The sequence below is a fragment of the Peptoniphilus catoniae genome, assembly GCF_901447155.2.
Lineage (GTDB): Bacteria > Bacillota > Clostridia > Tissierellales > Peptoniphilaceae > Peptoniphilus_E > Peptoniphilus_E catoniae.
This window is the reverse complement of the sequence record NZ_LR588417.1, coordinates 40,207-55,667: the sequence shown is the minus strand read 5'-3', so window position 1 is coordinate 55,667 and position 15,461 is coordinate 40,207. Positions and strand designations below refer to the sequence as shown.

Here is a 15,461-nt window from a genome sequence, read left to right as displayed (position 1 = left end):
TTATGGATAAGGAAATAAAGCTCACTTTAGATGGTAGCGAAGATAAGTTTGAAAGTATAGAGGATATTGAAAACAAGCTTGAAGAAACTAAAAAAACTGAAATTACCTTAACTGATGAAGAAAAAAAGCAGATAGAAGATTTTGCCGAAAAAATAGACCTTAAAGATTCCAATATGGTAATTCAATATGGGTCAGGGGCTCAAAAGAAAATTTCAAATTTTTCAGAGCAAACCTTGGAAAAAGTTAGAAACAAAGATTTGGAAGAAGTGGGGGACCTACTTACGGGCCTTGTTACAGGACTTAAAAATTTTGATACTGAAGAGGAAAAGGGATTTTTGTCAATTTTTAAAAAGTCTGCAAATAAACTTAATTCTTTAAAATCCAAGTATCAAACAGTAGAGGCCAATGTAGATAATGTAAAAAAGGTTTTGGAAGATCATCAAATAAGACTTTTAAAAGATGTAGCCACCCTAGACTATATGTATGACCTTAACAGGGACTACTATAGAGAACTTGTTATGTATATAGAAGCGGGAAAATTAAAAATTGAAAGGGCTAAAAATGTCGATTTAAAAGCTTTACAGGATAAGGCACAAGAAAGCGGACTTCCGGTAGATGCCCAAAAGGTAAACGACTATCAGAATTTAATTAACAGGTTTGAAAAAAAGCTTTATGATTTGGAGCTTACCAAGGCAATATCTCTTCAAATGGCTCCTCAAATAAGAATGGTTCAGTCATCTAACAGTATAATGGCTGAGAAAATACAGTCAACTATAGTAAACACCATACCTTTGTGGAAGTCTCAAATGGTTCTTAGTTTAAGTGCAGGTCACTCTCTTGAAGCTGCTAAGGCTCAAAAGGAGGTTACCGATTATACCAACGAGCTTTTAAGAAAGAATGCGGATAAGGTTAAGCAAAGCACCATTGACACAAGCAGAGAATCTGAAAGAGGCTTGGTGGATATAGAAACTATTAAGTATACTAATCAGGCTTTAATAGATGCCTTAAATGAAGTTAAAAAGATTCAGGCTGAAGGCTACAAGAAAAGACAGGAAGCAAGTATTGAACTAAAGAAGCTGGAAGGAGATTTAAAAAATTCTCTTTTGAAATAAACAGCATTTAAGGGGATTTTGTGATAAAATTAGAGGGCGCATGGTAAAAACATCTTGAGAGAGATGTTTTTATTCTTTTACATAAATTGAAAGTGAAGGTGAAAATATGTTTGAAAATGATACTATATCAGCTATATCCACAGCTAATGGAGAAGCCGGTATAGGTATTGTAAGAATAAGTGGAGACAGATCCATTGAAATTGCAGATTCGATTTTTAAGGGAATTAAAAAATCTCTAAAAGAATCTCCCAACAGGCAATTAATCTACGGACATATTTATGATGCTGATAAAGTAATAGATGAAGTTTTAATAGTAAAAATGCTTGCTCCCTACACCTATACCAGAGAGGATGTAGTTGAAATTTACTGTCATGGAGGGATAATTTCAGTAAGAAAGATTTTAGATTTGACCCTTGAAAGAGGAGCAAGACTTGCAGACAGAGGAGAATTTACCAAAAGAGCATTTTTAAATGGGAGATTGGACTTGACTCAGGCTGAGGCTGTAATAGATATAATAAAATCTAAATCTGAAATCGCCCACGACATGAGTATAAGACAGCTTGAGGGCTCTTTAAAGGGAGAACTTGATAAGGTAAAGGACGATCTTATTTCTATGCAGGCCCTTATAGTTGCAAATATAGATTTTCCTGAGGATGAAATAGAAGAGGCCACTTATTCAAAGCTAAAGGATTATGCCGACAGAGGCCTTGAAAGGGTGGAAAAGTTAATTAAAAACTCAACAAGGGGCCTTCTTTTAAGGGACGGTATTAACACTACAATTTTAGGCAAGCCTAATGTAGGAAAGTCTTCCCTATTAAATGGACTTTTAAGATTTGAAAAGGCTATAGTTACAGATGTAGCAGGAACTACAAGAGATATTATAAGCGATTATATAAATCTTGACGGTTTGCTTTTAAAGTTAACTGATACGGCAGGTATTAGAAACACCGACGATATAGTTGAAAAAATCGGAGTGGATAAGGCAAAGGAAGAAATAGAAACAAGTGATTTAATAATAGCTATTTTCGACGGATCAAGAGAATTTAATGAGGATGACAGACAAATTGTAAAGCTTATAGAAAATAAAAAGACTATAATTTTAGTTAATAAGTCAGACCTTGAGCAAAAGGTAAATGAAGATGATATTAAAGCCCTTATAGGAGACAGAGCCTATTTAAGAACCTCACTTATGAAGGCTGATGAAATTTCTAAAATTGAAGACCTGATAAAGGAAATGTTTTTTGAAGGTAAAATTGAACAGACAAGAGACGTTTATGTAAATAATCTAAGGCATGTAAGGGCTCTTAAAGATACAAGAAATGCTCTCTTGGATGTAATAGATGACATAAACAACGAAACCTTTTTGGACCTCATGGAAGTAAACTTAAATATGGCTCTTAATTATTTAGGTGAAATAACAGGTGAAACAACAAATGAGGATATTTTAGACAAGGTCTTCAGCGAATTTTGTATTGGAAAGTAGGAAAAACAGTGGATGTAAAAAGATATATACAAGGAGAATACGACTTGGTAGTTGTGGGAGCAGGTCATGCCGGAAGCGAGGCCGCCCTTGCAGCTGCAAGAATGGGACTTAAAACTGCCCTTTTATGTATAAACCTAGACTCTATAGCTGCAATGAGCTGCAACCCCAATATAGGAGGCACAGGTAAGGGACATTTAGTTAGGGAAATAGATGCTCTTGGTGGAGAAATGGCAAAGGTAATAGACAAGGCCTTTATCCAATCAAGAATGCTTAACACCTCTAAGGGACCGGCAGTACATTCCCTGAGAGTTCAGGCGGACAAAAGGCTTTACCATGATGTAATGAAAAGAGTTCTTGAAAATCAGGAAAATCTCTATCTACACGAAGCTGAAGCTACAGACCTTATAATTGAAGACTCCAAGGTTAAGGGAGTTGTTTCAAATACAGGAGCCGTTTATAAAACAAAGGCTGCAGTTCTTTGTACCGGAACCTATCTAAGGGGAAGAATATATATAGGAGAGCTTAATTATTCGTCAGGACCTCAAGGTTTTAGACCTGCGGGTAAACTTTCAAACTCTTTGGAGGGCCTGGGCTTTAACCTTATGAGATTAAAAACCGGAACTCCTGCTAGAGTCCTAAAATCTTCCTTAGATTACAGCAATATGGAGGTTCAAAGGGGAGATGAAAAGGTTGTTCCCTTCTCTTTTGAAAATATAGACAAGGATCTTAACAAAAAACAGGAGGTTTGCTACCTAACCTACACTACAAAAAAGTGCCATGATATAATTCGTGAAAATATAAACAGGTCAGCCCTTTATCTTGGAGATATAGAAGGAGTCGGTCCCAGGTACTGTCCCTCAATAGAAGACAAGGTTGTAAGATTTGCCGACAAGGACTCTCACCAAGTCTTTATTGAGCCGGAAGGATTAACAACTGATGAAATGTATGTACAGGGAGTCAGCTCTTCACTACCTGAAGAAATCCAAGGAGAGTTTTATAAAGAAATTATAGGCCTTAAAAATGTTAAGATTTTAAGACCCGCCTATGCCATAGAGTATGATGCCATAGATGCCACAAGTCTAAAAAGAACTCTTGAGCATATGGAAATAGAAGGTTTGTTTTTTGCAGGGCAAATTAACGGCTCATCAGGCTATGAAGAAGCTGCCGCTCAAGGAATAATGGCGGGAATTAATGCAGCTCTAAAAGTTAAGGGCGAAGAGGGTCTCGTTCTAAAAAGATCTGAAGCCTATATAGGAGTTTTAATAGACGACCTTGTAACTAAGGGTACCAAGGAGCCCTACAGAATGATGACATCAAGGGCGGAGTATAGGCTTACTCTTAGACAGGACAATGCCGATTTAAGGCTTACTGAAATAGGAAGGAAAATAGGCCTTATAAGTGACGAAAGATATGAGAAGTTTTTATATAGAAAAAACAGAATTAAGGAAGAGCTTAACAGACTCTCAGACATTAAAGTCAACCCTAGTGAAGAAAATAATAAAAAACTTAAGTCTTTAGGATCTTCCCCTATTAAAAATGCCATAAGTATTAAGGAGCTTATAAGAAGACCGGAACTTAACTACAAAATCTCAAGTATCTTTGACTCTAAAAGGCCCTACCTTAGAGATGACATAATAGAAGCTGTGGAAATTGAGATAAAATACGAAGGCTATATTAAAAAACAACAAATTCAAATTAATCAATTTAAGAAAATGGAGAACAGAAAATTAGACCTTAATATGGACTATTCTAAAATAGAAGGGCTAAGACTTGAAGCAAGGGAAAAACTTAACAACATTAAGCCTGAATCTTTGGCACAGGCATCGAGAATTACAGGAGTATCCCCTGCAGACATTAATGTTTTGTTAATATATCTTGAGCAACAAAGGAGAAAAAATGAATCTTGAAGAAAGAATTAAGGCCTTCGGTTTAGAAGCTAAGGCTCTTAACAAACTGGAAGCTTTTAGGAAGATCCTCCTTGAAGAAAATAAGAAGATGAATCTAACCTCTATTACTGAAGAGGATGAGGTTGATGTAAAACACTTTTTAGATTGTTTGTCCCTCTTTAAAACTCCCTATTTAAATGGGAAAAAGAAAGTTATAGACATAGGAAGTGGAGCGGGATTTCCGGGAATAGTGATAAAGGCATATAATGAATACTTAAATATTACACTTCTTGATTCCCTAAACAAAAGAATAAGGTTTTTAAACAAGGTTATTGATGAGCTGGAATTTAAGGAAATAGAAGCCATTCATGGAAGAGCTGAGGAGCTTGGGAGGAAAGCCGACTATAGAGAATCTTATGACTTAGCTACATCAAGAGCAGTAGCAAACCTTGCAACCCTTTGTGAATACGCCTTGCCCTTTGTAAAGGCTGGAGGCTATTTTATAGCCATGAAGGGGCCTGAATATGAGAAAGAACTTGAAGAAGCTAAAAACGCTATAAGGCTCTTAGGCGGAAGGCATGTGGAAAGCATAGAGGTAAAGCTACCTATGGATATCACCCACTATCTTCTTGTAATAAAAAAAATTAATAATACTGATAAAAAATACCCGAGATCCGGCGGCAAGCCGAGAAGTAAGCCTCTATAAGGAATGCTCCACGTGAAGCATTCCTTTTTTAATAGCTTTACACAAGACGCTAAATCAATGTATAATATCTAAAGATGCTCCACGTGGAGCATGAGGAAGTTATAATAATACTACTCTTATAAGGAGGACTTATGGGAAAGGTTATCAGTGTATTTAATCAAAAAGGCGGAGTCGGAAAGACAACTACAGTTATTAATTTGGCAGCGGCACTTTCAAAGAAAAAAAACAAGATCCTGGTAGTGGACATGGACCCTCAAGCTAATTCAACATCTGCAATGACAGAAGAAAAACCCCAAGCTGATATCTATGATTTTTTAATAAATAAAAATGAAAGTCCACAGGTTCCGACAAAGACCAAGGACCTTTATTTAATAGGATCATCCCCTGGCCTTGCAGGAATGGAACTTGAAATTTCAGGCAAAGAAAACTGGCAATTTGTTTTAAAAGAAAGTCTTAAGTCTATAAAGGACAGCTATGATTTTGTCTTAATAGATTCACCACCATCCTTAGGAGTCCTTTCAATAATATCATTAGTTGCTTCAGATAGCATCCTTATACCGGTACAGTCGGAGTATTATGCTCTTGAGGGAGTAGGGCAACTTATGAGTACCATTGGTCTGGTAAAGGATAACTTTAATCCCGATTTAAAAATTGAAGGAGTCCTTTTATGTATGTACGATAGCAGAACTAATCTGTCATCAAGCGTAAAAAAAGAGGTTGAGGAATTTTTTAAAGATTTAGTTTATACAACAACTATTCCTAGAAATATAAGACTTGCTGAGGCTCCAAGCTTCGGAATGAATATTTTTGAATATGACAGATTTTCAAAAGGTGCCAGGGCTTACTCAAAGTTTGCCAAGGAGTTTTTAAATAGAAATAAGGTGACAAAATGAAAAAACCTGGACTTGGAAGAGGAATTAACAACTTTATTAAAGATGCAAATACAGTTTCCAAGATTTTAAGAGAAGATGAGGGGGACTTAAGAAATATCAACATTGATGAAATCTCTCCAAATGAAATGCAGGCAAGAAGAATTTTTGATAAGGATTCCCTGGAAGAACTCTCAGAATCTATAAAAAAGTTTGGAATTATACAACCTTTGGTAGTTAGAAAAGCCGAGGAAGGATATGTAATTATAGCGGGAGAAAGAAGGTTTAGAGCCGCAAAGCTTGCAGGTTTAAAAGAAGTACCGGCTATAGTTAAGGACCTTAATGACGAAAATGCCGATAAAATTTCCTTAATTGAAAACATTCAAAGAGAGGACTTAAATCCTATTGAAGAGGCAAGAGGCTATAAAAGGGTACTGGATCTTTATGGAATAACTCAGGAAGAGCTTGCTCTAAGTCTTGGCAAAAGCAGACAGTATATAGGAAATACCATTAGGCTATTAAAATTGGATCCCAGAGTTTTAACTCTTATGGAGAAGGGACTTTTGACCACCTCTCACGGCAAGCTTCTTTTAGCTATAAAAGATAAGGATCAACAGTTTAAAGAAGCTAAGAGGATTGTAAGGCTAGGTAATACTGTAAGGGAAACCACAGACCTTTTAAACAGACCTAAGCCTGAGAAGAAAAATGATATTTTCCTTGAGAAGGCAGAGAGGAATCTTTCCTATGCCTTAGGCACAAAGGTAATTTTAAGGACTAAAGGTAAGAAGAAAAACATAGTAATAGAATATTATAATGAGGAAGACTTATCCAGAATATATGAAAAAATAGTGGGAAGGGATAAGGATGAGATATTATAGCGTATATTTTTTAAAAGTCTTTTCTAAAAGGGAAGGAGAAAACAATAGCTTGGCTGTAGTTATTGCCAATGACCCCTTATCTGAATCCGACATGAGAGAAATTTCAAAAAATATCAATCAACCTCTTACAGTATTTGTAAAAAGAGAGGATAGAGACATATTTGATGGAAAAATTTTCTCCAGGGGCAGTAAGGTAGACCTGTCTCCTGAAGCTGCTATAGGTGTTTTTTATACCCTGGCTGAGGAAAAATTCATTGAGGGCTTAGACCTTGGCAATAAGGAAGTTATCTTAATTACAGATAAGGGTAAGGCAAAGGTTGAACTTGAATATAAAAATGGAGATATTCAATGTGTATATACTAAAGTCAGCGAAACTTTTTCCTTAAAAATCGATTCTGAAGGTGATTTTATAAGACTTGGAGGAAGGGCTCATATTTATCTAAATGGAATACTGAAGATTTAGAGGTGTTGGAAATTAAAAGAAGTAGAAAATCTAAAAATAAAACTAAATTATTTGTAATGTTTTTTTTCGTCTTGCTGCTTTTTCTTTCCTATAAGATGCTGTCAAATAGAAATAAAATAATTCAGCTGGAATTAAAGGATGTGTCTTATTCAGAGCTTATAACCTTTAATAAAAATATAATGGTTACTATTAATGATTCGTCTAAATTAAGGGATATTTTACTTATGCTTAACTCTCTTAAGGGGGAAAAAGTCGATTTTGACAGTGACGAGTATAGTGATTTTGTATTTATAAATGTTTATGATAAAAGTTTTAACAAGTTGGAATTTTTTAAAACCGACAGATTTTTAAAAATAAATAATCAGTGGTATAAGTTGGATAGAACGAGTGCGGCAAGATTTAATAAAATTTTTGAAAAATACAGCAGTCAAAATTAAAAGAAGTAGGTTTAATAAGACCTACTTCTTTTAATTTTCTTTTTGTTTTTTCTTTTTTCAATAAGGGTGGATATTTTTGTTACAAGGGAGAAAATTAAAACAGCTGCAAGAGTTGCAGTAGTATTATCCTTGTCAAACCTTGGAGATACCTCAGCTATATCAAAACTTACAACATTTTCATGGGATAAAATATGCTTTAAAAGCACAATTGCCTTTTCCGGATCCATGCCTAAAGCTTGAGGAGCACTTACTCCCGGGGCAAAGGCTGTAGAGAAAACATCTGAACAAATAGTTATGTAAATATAGTCTACAGACTGTATAAATTCGTCTATTTCATCAAACAAGGAAGGAATGTCCCTATTAACAATATCCTTAGCAAGGATATATTTTACTTCGTTTTCCTTGGCGAAATTAAAAAGACTTTTAGTGTTTGAATGCTTTTGAATACCTATACACATATAGTTGTAGTCAAAGCCGTTTTCTTGAACCAAATCCCTAATTTGTCTAAACATTGTACCTGAGGTGCCTCCAAATTTTTCATAAGGTCTTGTATCAAAGTGGGCATCAAAATTAATTATACCTATACTTTCGTCATCCTTTAAAAAATGTTTAAAAAGGCCTTTAAAGTGGCCGAAGGCAGTTTCATGTCCTCCACCTAAGACAATAGGGAACATGTTAAGGTCCAATATTCTATTTACAGCTTCTCCAAGACAATCCTGTGCCTCATCAAGACTTAAGCCGTCAGTTATTATATTTCCGGCATCGAAAATCTTTATTTCCTCATTAAACTGACAGGGTAAATTCGCAAGTTCCTTTCTTATACTAACAGGACCCTTGGCGGCGCCGACTCTACCCTTGTTAAGACCTATACCGAAGTCGCACTCAAAGCCTATAAGGCAAAAGGCGAAGGTACCGTCAAAAGCTTTTAAGCTATTGTCATTTAAGTCTATAAGCTTTATCCATTGATGCCACCTAAAAGAATCATAATCTTCAGTATCATCTATTCTGCCCTGCCAAGTTTCAGGGCTTTCAAGTACATAATTTCTAATCATAAAAACACCTCACAGTAGGTATTATATACCCTATTTATTATGAATTTTAATTATTTAAAATAACGGACTTTATATTATGAGATCTCTCCACTCGGAATAAATTCCTCGGTCGAGATGACTGACTTAAAAAGTCTGTCCTTTAGTCGAGATTACTAGTTACAGATTGAATAAAACGCCACAACCTTTTAGTTGTGGTGTCTTATTTATAGCTCTACTTCATTATTATCTTTATCTAAAATGTGAATTGTTACATCTGCCTTTAGGTAGTGTTCAAGATTTTCTTTTAAGTAGTCAAGGGCTTCTTTAAGAACGTCAAATCTTTCAAGATCAACAAGCTCCATAATCATAAAGGCATTTTTAGTATCCTTATCAATCATGGTACGAACGCTGTCACGCCAGTTAAAGCATCTGCAAACCGCTCCCGCATCGTCTTTGTAGCAAAGCTCATTAGGGTAGGTTTCTTCAACTCTGTCCCCTATACCTACAAATTCATCGCCGCCTTCAGTTACAGTAAGTCTAAGATCTCCTACAAACTTATCTATATCCTCCGCACCGCATGGCATGGCATATTTTAGTGAAGCGGAATTATAAATATCGACTAGGGTGTTAATTGAACCTACAACGTTACCTGTTGAAACTCTTTTAAGTAAAGCTTCAATGGAGCATCTGGCACCTTTTTTGGTTTTAAATTTTTTATAGGCTTCTCTCCATACTGCTATCTCGGGGTTTTCGCTAAGTTGACTTTTAACCAGATATTTTTCAGCCTCTTCATTGGCATTTATAAGCATTTCTCTAACTTCTCTAGGGCTTTCATCTGAGTTTTCCATGTTTTTTACAAGTAAGACTCCAAGTTTCGCCTCGGGGAAAAGTTCAAAAAAACTCTCATCTGCTATAAATTTACTCATATTTCCTCCTTATAGTTTTCAAATTCTCTCTTAAAGCTTTCCTCCAGGGAACCTTCTATTTTTATATTAAGCTCTTTAAAGGCTTGGTCCAAGGATTTAAATAAAAATAGGAAATTATCATAAGAAATGTTATGACCCATATGTCCTATTCTAAATACTTTTTCAGTAATTTCTCCTACTCCCTTTGAAATGGCAAGACCTTTTTCTCTAAGGTTTTCAAGAAGGGTTTCGCTTTTATCAAGACCTTCAGGATTTATAACTGTAGTTACAGTATTGGATCTGTGATCCTTAGCATATAATACAAAGCCGCATGATTCAAGGCTCCTTCTTGAAATTTCAGCATATTTTTTGTGAAGATTTACAAAATCCTTATCTAAAAGTTGATTTAAAGCTTCATCTAAGGCATAAATGAGATTTTCATTTACAGTATAGGGAAAAGGTGCAAGATCTGAATCATAGTAGTATTTAAAGTTTAGATAATAGCTGGGGATCCTGGATTTTCTCTTAGAAATTTTTTCCTTAGCAGCCTCTGAAAGAGTTACCATGCCTATACCTGTAGGGGCACTTATACACTTTTGTGAGCCTGAAAGCAAAACATCAATATTAAAATCATCAAAGTCAACGTATTCTCCGCCTACTCCTGATACGCTGTCTACTATTGAGAGAATACCATAGGATTTTAAAAGACTACAAATTGATTTAATATCATTAGTAAGTCCTGACGGGGTTTCACAGTGAACCATAGTTGCAAGGGCAAAGTCGTGGTCCCTTTCAAGAAAGTCCTTTAGGTCTGAAAGATTTATTCCCCTTCTAAAATCTCCCTTAAAAGCTACAGCTTCTCCACCGAAATTTTCTATATATTCTCTAAAGCCTTCACCAAAAAAGCCATTATAAATTACAAGGACTCTTTCACCTTTCTCCATAAGGGAACAAATTGAAGCCTCCAAGGTAATTATAGCTTCACCTAAAATAAAAAAGCTTGTAGCCTTTGTATTAATAAGTTTTTTGTATTTTTCTTCAACAGATTTATAAAAGTCTTTATAATTAGGGTCAAGATCAGGATTAGTAAGGGAAAGACTCATTTTATCAAGGACCCTTTTATCAATTGATGTAGGTCCGGCACATAATATTTTCATAAACATCACCTTTTAAATTTTAACATAATTTCAATAAAAGTATTAATTTTATAAATATAAAAAATCCACAATTCCTAAAAATTGTGGATAATTTTATTTATTTTTAAAAGTGTTACTTGAAAGCCAACCCTCATAACTCTCACCTGTTATAGAATCCTCCGCCTTGACCTTGCACCAAATTCTCTCTATGCCTTCGATTTTAGTTTCCAATATATAAATATCAGACTCTTTAGGAAGAACTGTAATTATATTGGATTTAAGGGAGGGCTCATCCCTAAGATTAGCCTTATCAATGGTAATTTTTTGGTAGGTGTTAATTATAGATTCGGATTTTTTATTTATTTCCGCCCTGCTTTTTTCAAGCTCCAAAGCCTCACTGGGATCTACAGTTTCAGGTCCTGTTTCAGCCCTATAGTTAATAATGGAATTTCTTAAATTTTCAGCCTTTGCGGATTCATTTATTACATCAAGGTAGCTATTTAGAAGGTTAAGAGCCGATTCATAGTCCTTAGCTGCAATTTTGCTATCTGCATCTTGAAGAATCAACTCCTCAAGCTCGCTGATTCTGTTTTGAGATTCCAAATAGTTGTCCTTATCGTCGCTTAAAACCTTTTTAAACTCCTTAATAGCATCAATATATCTGCCTTGAGATATTAAGGAGTTGCCCTTGTCATAAGCCTTCCTTGAATCTATAAGGGCATGAGCCTTTTCAATTAAAGGAGTAGTCTCATATTTATCGTTATATTTAAGGCCCTCAAGCTTTTCAAGAACAAGCTGGTATTGACCTTTTTCCAGGTAGGCCTTGGCATCGTTAAAGTCCTTGTCATTTCTGTAGTTTCTATAAAATTTAAATCCGAAAAATCCTCCAAAAACAATGAAAAGTCCCAGAAAAATATAAAAGTAAAGCTTGATTTTAAAGTCTTTTTTCTTTTTTTCAGACTCATCGATTTCCCTATTTACACGAGTCTTTTCCAGGTCGTCGCTGGTTAAGGCGATTTTTACCATTTGAGTTTGAGTAAGGGAGTTAATAACCTTCTGATTCTTTTTATCCTTAGGATCCGAATCCGACATAGAGGATAAAATTTTCATATTCATTAAAGGCTCAGTAAGGGTGGATAAAATAAATTCCTTATTCCTTAAGCAATTTTGACACTCATAGTCCTCTTTTGAATTAAAGGCTCCACAAACACATCTCCAAAGCTTAGGAGTATTTTCCCCATAACTTATAATTTCCGGGCCGAAAACCTCCAAGATTTTTTTCCGCTTGATTTCAATAATTATGGGAAGGGTAAAGGGGTATTCTTCTAACAAATTGTCGATTTTTGAATTTTCAAAATATAAGTCACTAAGCCTTATGGAAATTCCCTTTGCATCTGAAAATCTCTGCTCCACCTTTATAGGCTTAAGGTAGTAGAGTTCATGGGGGTTAATTTGCAAATCCTTTAAGTGAAAAAGAGAAGGATTACCGTTAAATAAAAAATTGTTATTTTCATCAAAATATTTAACCTCAAAGTAAACCTCACTTATAACTTCCTCACTTAAATTAAGAAGATCCACAGCAATAGTTAAATCGCTGGTAAGCTCAGCCCTTATTATTTGAAGTTTATAACTAGGATTTATGTAGAGTTTTGTAGGTAAAGTTTTAAAATTAGAAGCCACTTAAACCCCTCCTCCAAGCTAATTATATTATAATGGCCCCTTCTTTTCAATAAGGCGAGGTCTAAGTTAGCCACGAGTCAAAATTGGGTAACAGTTAGAGAGGGAGGTAGATAAATGAAAGTTTTAGTTACCGGAAAAATTGATGAAGAGCATATTGAAAAAATAAAAAGCATGGGTTTTGATGTTGAGCTTGCAGGAATTAATGAATTAAGGTCCGGAAATTATCCAAAGGATGCAGAAATTCTATGCGGAAGTATAGCACTTAAAAAATTGGATTTAAGGGACTTTAAAAATCTAAAGATTATACTGACCTATTCAGTGGGAGTGGATTATTTAGATAAAAACTATTTAAAGGAAAAGGGAATCATCCTTTGCAATAATAAGGGCGCTTATGCCCAACCTATAGGAGAATGGATAATATATAACCTTCTTCAAATTGAAAAACTAAATAAGGAAAACATTAAAAATCAGGAAAATAAAATTTGGAAAAGAAGAAATTCTTCAGGAACCCTCTATAATAAAAAGATTTTATTTTTAGGAACAGGGGACATAGCAAGTGATGCTGCAAGAAAGCTCCAAGGTTTTGATATGGAAGTTGTAGGATTTAATACAGACGGAAGGGATCTTGATTACTTTAATCGTTGTGTAGATAAAACTAATCTTGACAAGGAGCTTGCAAGCTCAGACTATATAGTTGTGGCTTTGCCTCACACACCTGCTACTGAAAGGTTTGTAAACAAAGAATGTTTTGACAAAATGAAAGATGGTGTAGTTATAATTAATATATCGAGAGGTTCAACTATAGATGAAGCTGAAATGATAAGACAACTTGAGTCAGGCAAAATAAAAGCGGTAGCCTTAGACGTTGTTGAAAGGGAGCCTCTTTCTCAGGACAGCCCCTTGTGGGAAATGGAAAATGTTTATATAACGCCTCACATATCAGACACCAGTGAGGATTTTAGAGACAGAGTCCTCTTTAATGTAATGGATAATCTAAAAAATATTAAAGAGGGAAAGGAACTGATTAATAAGGTAAATTTTAATAAGGGATACTAAAAAAGAGTCGATATTTATCGGCTCTTTTTCATTATATATTAACCCTTAAAGGGTTTTTTAATTATTTTTAAATATTTTTCAAAAAGGGAAGGCTCCTTAGTCGGCTTTTCTTCAAAGCTTTGGTAGATAAGCCTTAATTTTTTGTCAATGTTTTTTAAATCTCTGTCAAGGGCAACCTTATAGCCTTCTTCTGTAAGATCAGGTAGGTCCTTTTTTAATATGGCACTTGTTTTTTTGATAAAATTCTCCTTTGAATCAGCCTTATAGACATTTAATCCATCCTTAAGCCAAGGAGAAAAAACAGGTATATCCCTTATTAAAATGGGAATTTTTGAAGCCAGAGCCTCAAGAACCACTATCCCCTCAGTTTCTTCATGAGTGAGGAAAACAAAAAGATTCGCTCCCATATAGGCATCCCTTAATTCATATTCATCAACAAAGCCGGGAAGGTATAAATTTTTAGGTTTATTCTCAAGAGCCTCCTTAACCTCCAAGCTTACAAGGGAGGGATTGGTGTAGCCGAACCAATAAAAGTCATATTCAGGCAAACCTCTGGCTAAATCTATAAATTCAATTATTCCTTTTCTTTCAATATAGTGGCCTACAGAAAGGACAACTTTTTTATCTTTAGGAATCCTATACTTATCTCTAAACCTTTGTCCATATTCTTCCTTATAGCTATAGAAGCTTGTATCTATACCGTTAGACAAACTTATAATAGGCTTTTTAATCCTTTTATAGCTATAAAGGACAGATTTTGAATAGTCCGTGGGAGTTATAATCAGGTCCCCGGAATTATAGCAAAGACAAATCCAAAATTTAAAGAAAGGTGCAAGAAAATTTGATCCCTTAAAAGAATTTTTAAAATCCTCCATAGTGGAATGGGCATAATAAATTATTTTTTTGCCCCTAAGCCTTGATATAAGACTTTTAATAAAGGATGAAGGAAAAACTGTATTAATTTGTATAAGGTCGAAATTATCACGAGGATTTAAGCTGTAATTAACTCCTGAGGCGTCAAGGGCCAGTCTTTGATGCTCCAAAGCCTTACCGATTCCGCTTTTTTCAATTAAATTTTCATGATCTGAGTATAATAATACCTTCATTTTAACTCCTAGGATGCAAAAGCCGCCACAAAGGGTGCAAATTTCATTAATATATATTTAAGGCCAAAGGTATAACAAGCTATTGAAAGAGGTTTGCCGAAAATAATTATGGGAACAAAGGTTTTAAGGTGCATTTCAGTTGTACCTGCCAAATAGCAAAGAAAGTCGTCTGGGGCAATGGGGAAAAATATAGCAAGGGCGAAAAAGGAAATAAACTTTTTGCTCTTTCCCATGGCACTATATTTTTTTAAAAGTCTCTTAGGGAAAATAAGTTCCAGTACAGGAATTCCATATTTTTTAGCTATTAAAAAGGCCATTATAGATCCAATGCAAACACCTATATAGTTATAGATAAAGCCTTTAAAGGGTCCAAATAAAAACACGCTTACTAAAAGCCCCACGCCTAAGGGAACAGCAGGAAAGACCACCTGTAAGGCCTGTATGCTTATAAGAATAAGGGGACCGAAGCTGCCAAAAATCATAAGAAAATTTTTAAGCTTCTCCTCAGATGTGAATAGGTCCGTTTTAAGGCCATATACAATAAAGGCTAAACAAAGTACAGTCGATATTACAGTTACAATATTCAAAAAGATTTTAACCTGACGAGGATTAAGTTTTAACAAAAGTCTCACCACTTTATTTTGTATTTAATATTATAAAGATAGAATAACAAGTTTAAGTTAAAAATTTCTTAAAATTATGTGTTGATTAAA

Annotated in this window: 15 protein-coding genes; 9 read left to right on the top strand and 6 right to left on the bottom strand. The window is 34.8% G+C overall.

The window, feature by feature from the left end; all coding sequences use genetic code 11:
- Positions 1-2: 2 nt before the first annotated feature.
- The 8 genes from PEPCATONIAE_RS06980 (at position 3) to PEPCATONIAE_RS06945 (ending at position 7,834) form a co-directional block, all read left to right on the top strand.
- Complete coding sequence (locus tag PEPCATONIAE_RS06980; protein ID WP_138160424.1) at positions 3-1,112, top strand: toxic anion resistance protein; 1,110 nt, start codon at positions 3-5, stop codon at positions 1,110-1,112.
- Between the two features lie 106 nt (positions 1,113-1,218).
- Entirely contained in the window at positions 1,219-2,595 is a 1,377-nt protein-coding gene (mnmE, locus tag PEPCATONIAE_RS06975; protein ID WP_138160423.1) for a tRNA uridine-5-carboxymethylaminomethyl(34) synthesis GTPase MnmE, read from the top strand.
- An 8-nt stretch (positions 2,596-2,603) separates the two neighbouring features.
- Positions 2,604-4,502 carry a tRNA uridine-5-carboxymethylaminomethyl(34) synthesis enzyme MnmG gene (gene mnmG / locus PEPCATONIAE_RS06970; RefSeq protein WP_246060452.1) on the top strand — a complete coding sequence of 633 codons (1,899 nt, stop codon included), beginning with the start codon at positions 2,604-2,606 and terminating at the stop codon, positions 4,500-4,502.
- Positions 4,492-5,187, top strand: coding sequence for a 16S rRNA (guanine(527)-N(7))-methyltransferase RsmG (gene rsmG, locus PEPCATONIAE_RS06965; RefSeq protein ID WP_138160421.1), 696 nt, complete (start codon positions 4,492-4,494; stop codon positions 5,185-5,187). Before mnmG ends, rsmG begins: the two co-directional genes overlap by 11 nt.
- A 131-nt stretch (positions 5,188-5,318) precedes the next feature.
- On the top strand, positions 5,319-6,080 hold the full coding sequence (locus PEPCATONIAE_RS06960; RefSeq protein WP_138160420.1) for a ParA family protein: 762 nt from the start codon (positions 5,319-5,321) through the stop codon (positions 6,078-6,080).
- Complete coding sequence (locus PEPCATONIAE_RS06955; RefSeq protein ID WP_138160419.1) at positions 6,077-6,934, top strand: ParB/RepB/Spo0J family partition protein; 858 nt, start codon at positions 6,077-6,079, stop codon at positions 6,932-6,934. The genes PEPCATONIAE_RS06960 and PEPCATONIAE_RS06955 overlap by 4 nt, the downstream gene beginning before the upstream one ends.
- Positions 6,921-7,397: a PhzF family phenazine biosynthesis protein gene (locus PEPCATONIAE_RS06950; protein ID WP_138160418.1), complete on the top strand. Its 477-nt coding sequence runs from the start codon at positions 6,921-6,923 to the stop codon at positions 7,395-7,397. The genes PEPCATONIAE_RS06955 and PEPCATONIAE_RS06950 overlap by 14 nt, the downstream gene beginning before the upstream one ends.
- A gap of 2 nt (positions 7,398-7,399) precedes the next feature.
- Positions 7,400-7,834 carry a hypothetical protein gene (locus PEPCATONIAE_RS06945; RefSeq protein ID WP_246060451.1) on the top strand — a complete coding sequence of 145 codons (435 nt, stop codon included), beginning with the start codon at positions 7,400-7,402 and terminating at the stop codon, positions 7,832-7,834.
- Positions 7,835-7,845: 11 nt separating this feature from the next.
- On the opposite strand, the gene hutG is transcribed toward PEPCATONIAE_RS06945, so the two are convergent.
- The 4 genes from hutG to PEPCATONIAE_RS06925 form a co-directional block, all read right to left on the bottom strand.
- Positions 7,846-8,886: a formimidoylglutamase gene (hutG, locus tag PEPCATONIAE_RS06940; protein ID WP_138160416.1), complete on the bottom strand. Its 1,041-nt coding sequence runs from the start codon at positions 8,884-8,886 to the stop codon at positions 7,846-7,848.
- A gap of 203 nt (positions 8,887-9,089) precedes the next feature.
- Positions 9,090-9,791, bottom strand: coding sequence for a B3/B4 domain-containing protein (locus PEPCATONIAE_RS06935; RefSeq protein WP_138160415.1), 702 nt, complete (start codon positions 9,789-9,791; stop codon positions 9,090-9,092).
- Positions 9,788-10,927, bottom strand: coding sequence for a pyridoxal-phosphate-dependent aminotransferase family protein (locus tag PEPCATONIAE_RS06930; protein WP_138160414.1), 1,140 nt, complete (start codon positions 10,925-10,927; stop codon positions 9,788-9,790). Before PEPCATONIAE_RS06930 ends, PEPCATONIAE_RS06935 begins: the two co-directional genes overlap by 4 nt.
- Positions 10,928-11,020: 93 nt before the next feature.
- Positions 11,021-12,586: an SH3 domain-containing protein gene (locus PEPCATONIAE_RS06925; protein ID WP_138160413.1), complete on the bottom strand. Its 1,566-nt coding sequence runs from the start codon at positions 12,584-12,586 to the stop codon at positions 11,021-11,023.
- Positions 12,587-12,700: 114 nt separating this feature from the next.
- Between PEPCATONIAE_RS06925 and PEPCATONIAE_RS06920 the strand changes: the two genes are divergently transcribed.
- On the top strand, positions 12,701-13,642 hold the full coding sequence (locus PEPCATONIAE_RS06920; protein ID WP_138160411.1) for an NAD(P)-dependent oxidoreductase: 942 nt from the start codon (positions 12,701-12,703) through the stop codon (positions 13,640-13,642).
- Positions 13,643-13,680: 38 nt separating this feature from the next.
- Here PEPCATONIAE_RS06920 and PEPCATONIAE_RS06915 read toward each other — a convergent pair whose 3' ends face one another.
- Positions 13,681-14,748 carry a glycosyltransferase family 4 protein gene (locus tag PEPCATONIAE_RS06915; protein ID WP_138160409.1) on the bottom strand — a complete coding sequence of 356 codons (1,068 nt, stop codon included), beginning with the start codon at positions 14,746-14,748 and terminating at the stop codon, positions 13,681-13,683.
- Positions 14,749-14,756: 8 nt separating this feature from the next.
- A complete protein-coding gene (locus PEPCATONIAE_RS06910) occupies positions 14,757-15,371 on the bottom strand; it encodes a TVP38/TMEM64 family protein (RefSeq protein ID WP_218975528.1) in 615 nt (204 codons plus the stop codon).
- Positions 15,372-15,461 lie beyond the last annotated feature (90 nt).

Coding starts and splice junctions, on each gene's coding strand:
- PEPCATONIAE_RS06930 (WP_138160414.1), bottom strand. CDS start 10,927: ATGAAAATATTATGTGCCGGACCTACATCAATTGATAAAAGGGTCCTT.
- PEPCATONIAE_RS06980 (WP_138160424.1), top strand. CDS start 3: ATGGATAAGGAAATAAAGCTCACTTTAGATGGTAGCGAAGATAAGTTT.
- hutG (WP_138160416.1), bottom strand. CDS start 8,886: ATGATTAGAAATTATGTACTTGAAAGCCCTGAAACTTGGCAGGGCAGA.
- PEPCATONIAE_RS06915 (WP_138160409.1), bottom strand. CDS start 14,748: ATGAAGGTATTATTATACTCAGATCATGAAAATTTAATTGAAAAAAGC.
- rsmG (WP_138160421.1), top strand. CDS start 4,492: ATGAATCTTGAAGAAAGAATTAAGGCCTTCGGTTTAGAAGCTAAGGCT.
- PEPCATONIAE_RS06950 (WP_138160418.1), top strand. CDS start 6,921: ATGAGATATTATAGCGTATATTTTTTAAAAGTCTTTTCTAAAAGGGAA.
- mnmE (WP_138160423.1), top strand. CDS start 1,219: ATGTTTGAAAATGATACTATATCAGCTATATCCACAGCTAATGGAGAA.
- PEPCATONIAE_RS06955 (WP_138160419.1), top strand. CDS start 6,077: ATGAAAAAACCTGGACTTGGAAGAGGAATTAACAACTTTATTAAAGAT.
- PEPCATONIAE_RS06920 (WP_138160411.1), top strand. CDS start 12,701: ATGAAAGTTTTAGTTACCGGAAAAATTGATGAAGAGCATATTGAAAAA.
- PEPCATONIAE_RS06960 (WP_138160420.1), top strand. CDS start 5,319: ATGGGAAAGGTTATCAGTGTATTTAATCAAAAAGGCGGAGTCGGAAAG.
- PEPCATONIAE_RS06935 (WP_138160415.1), bottom strand. CDS start 9,791: ATGAGTAAATTTATAGCAGATGAGAGTTTTTTTGAACTTTTCCCCGAG.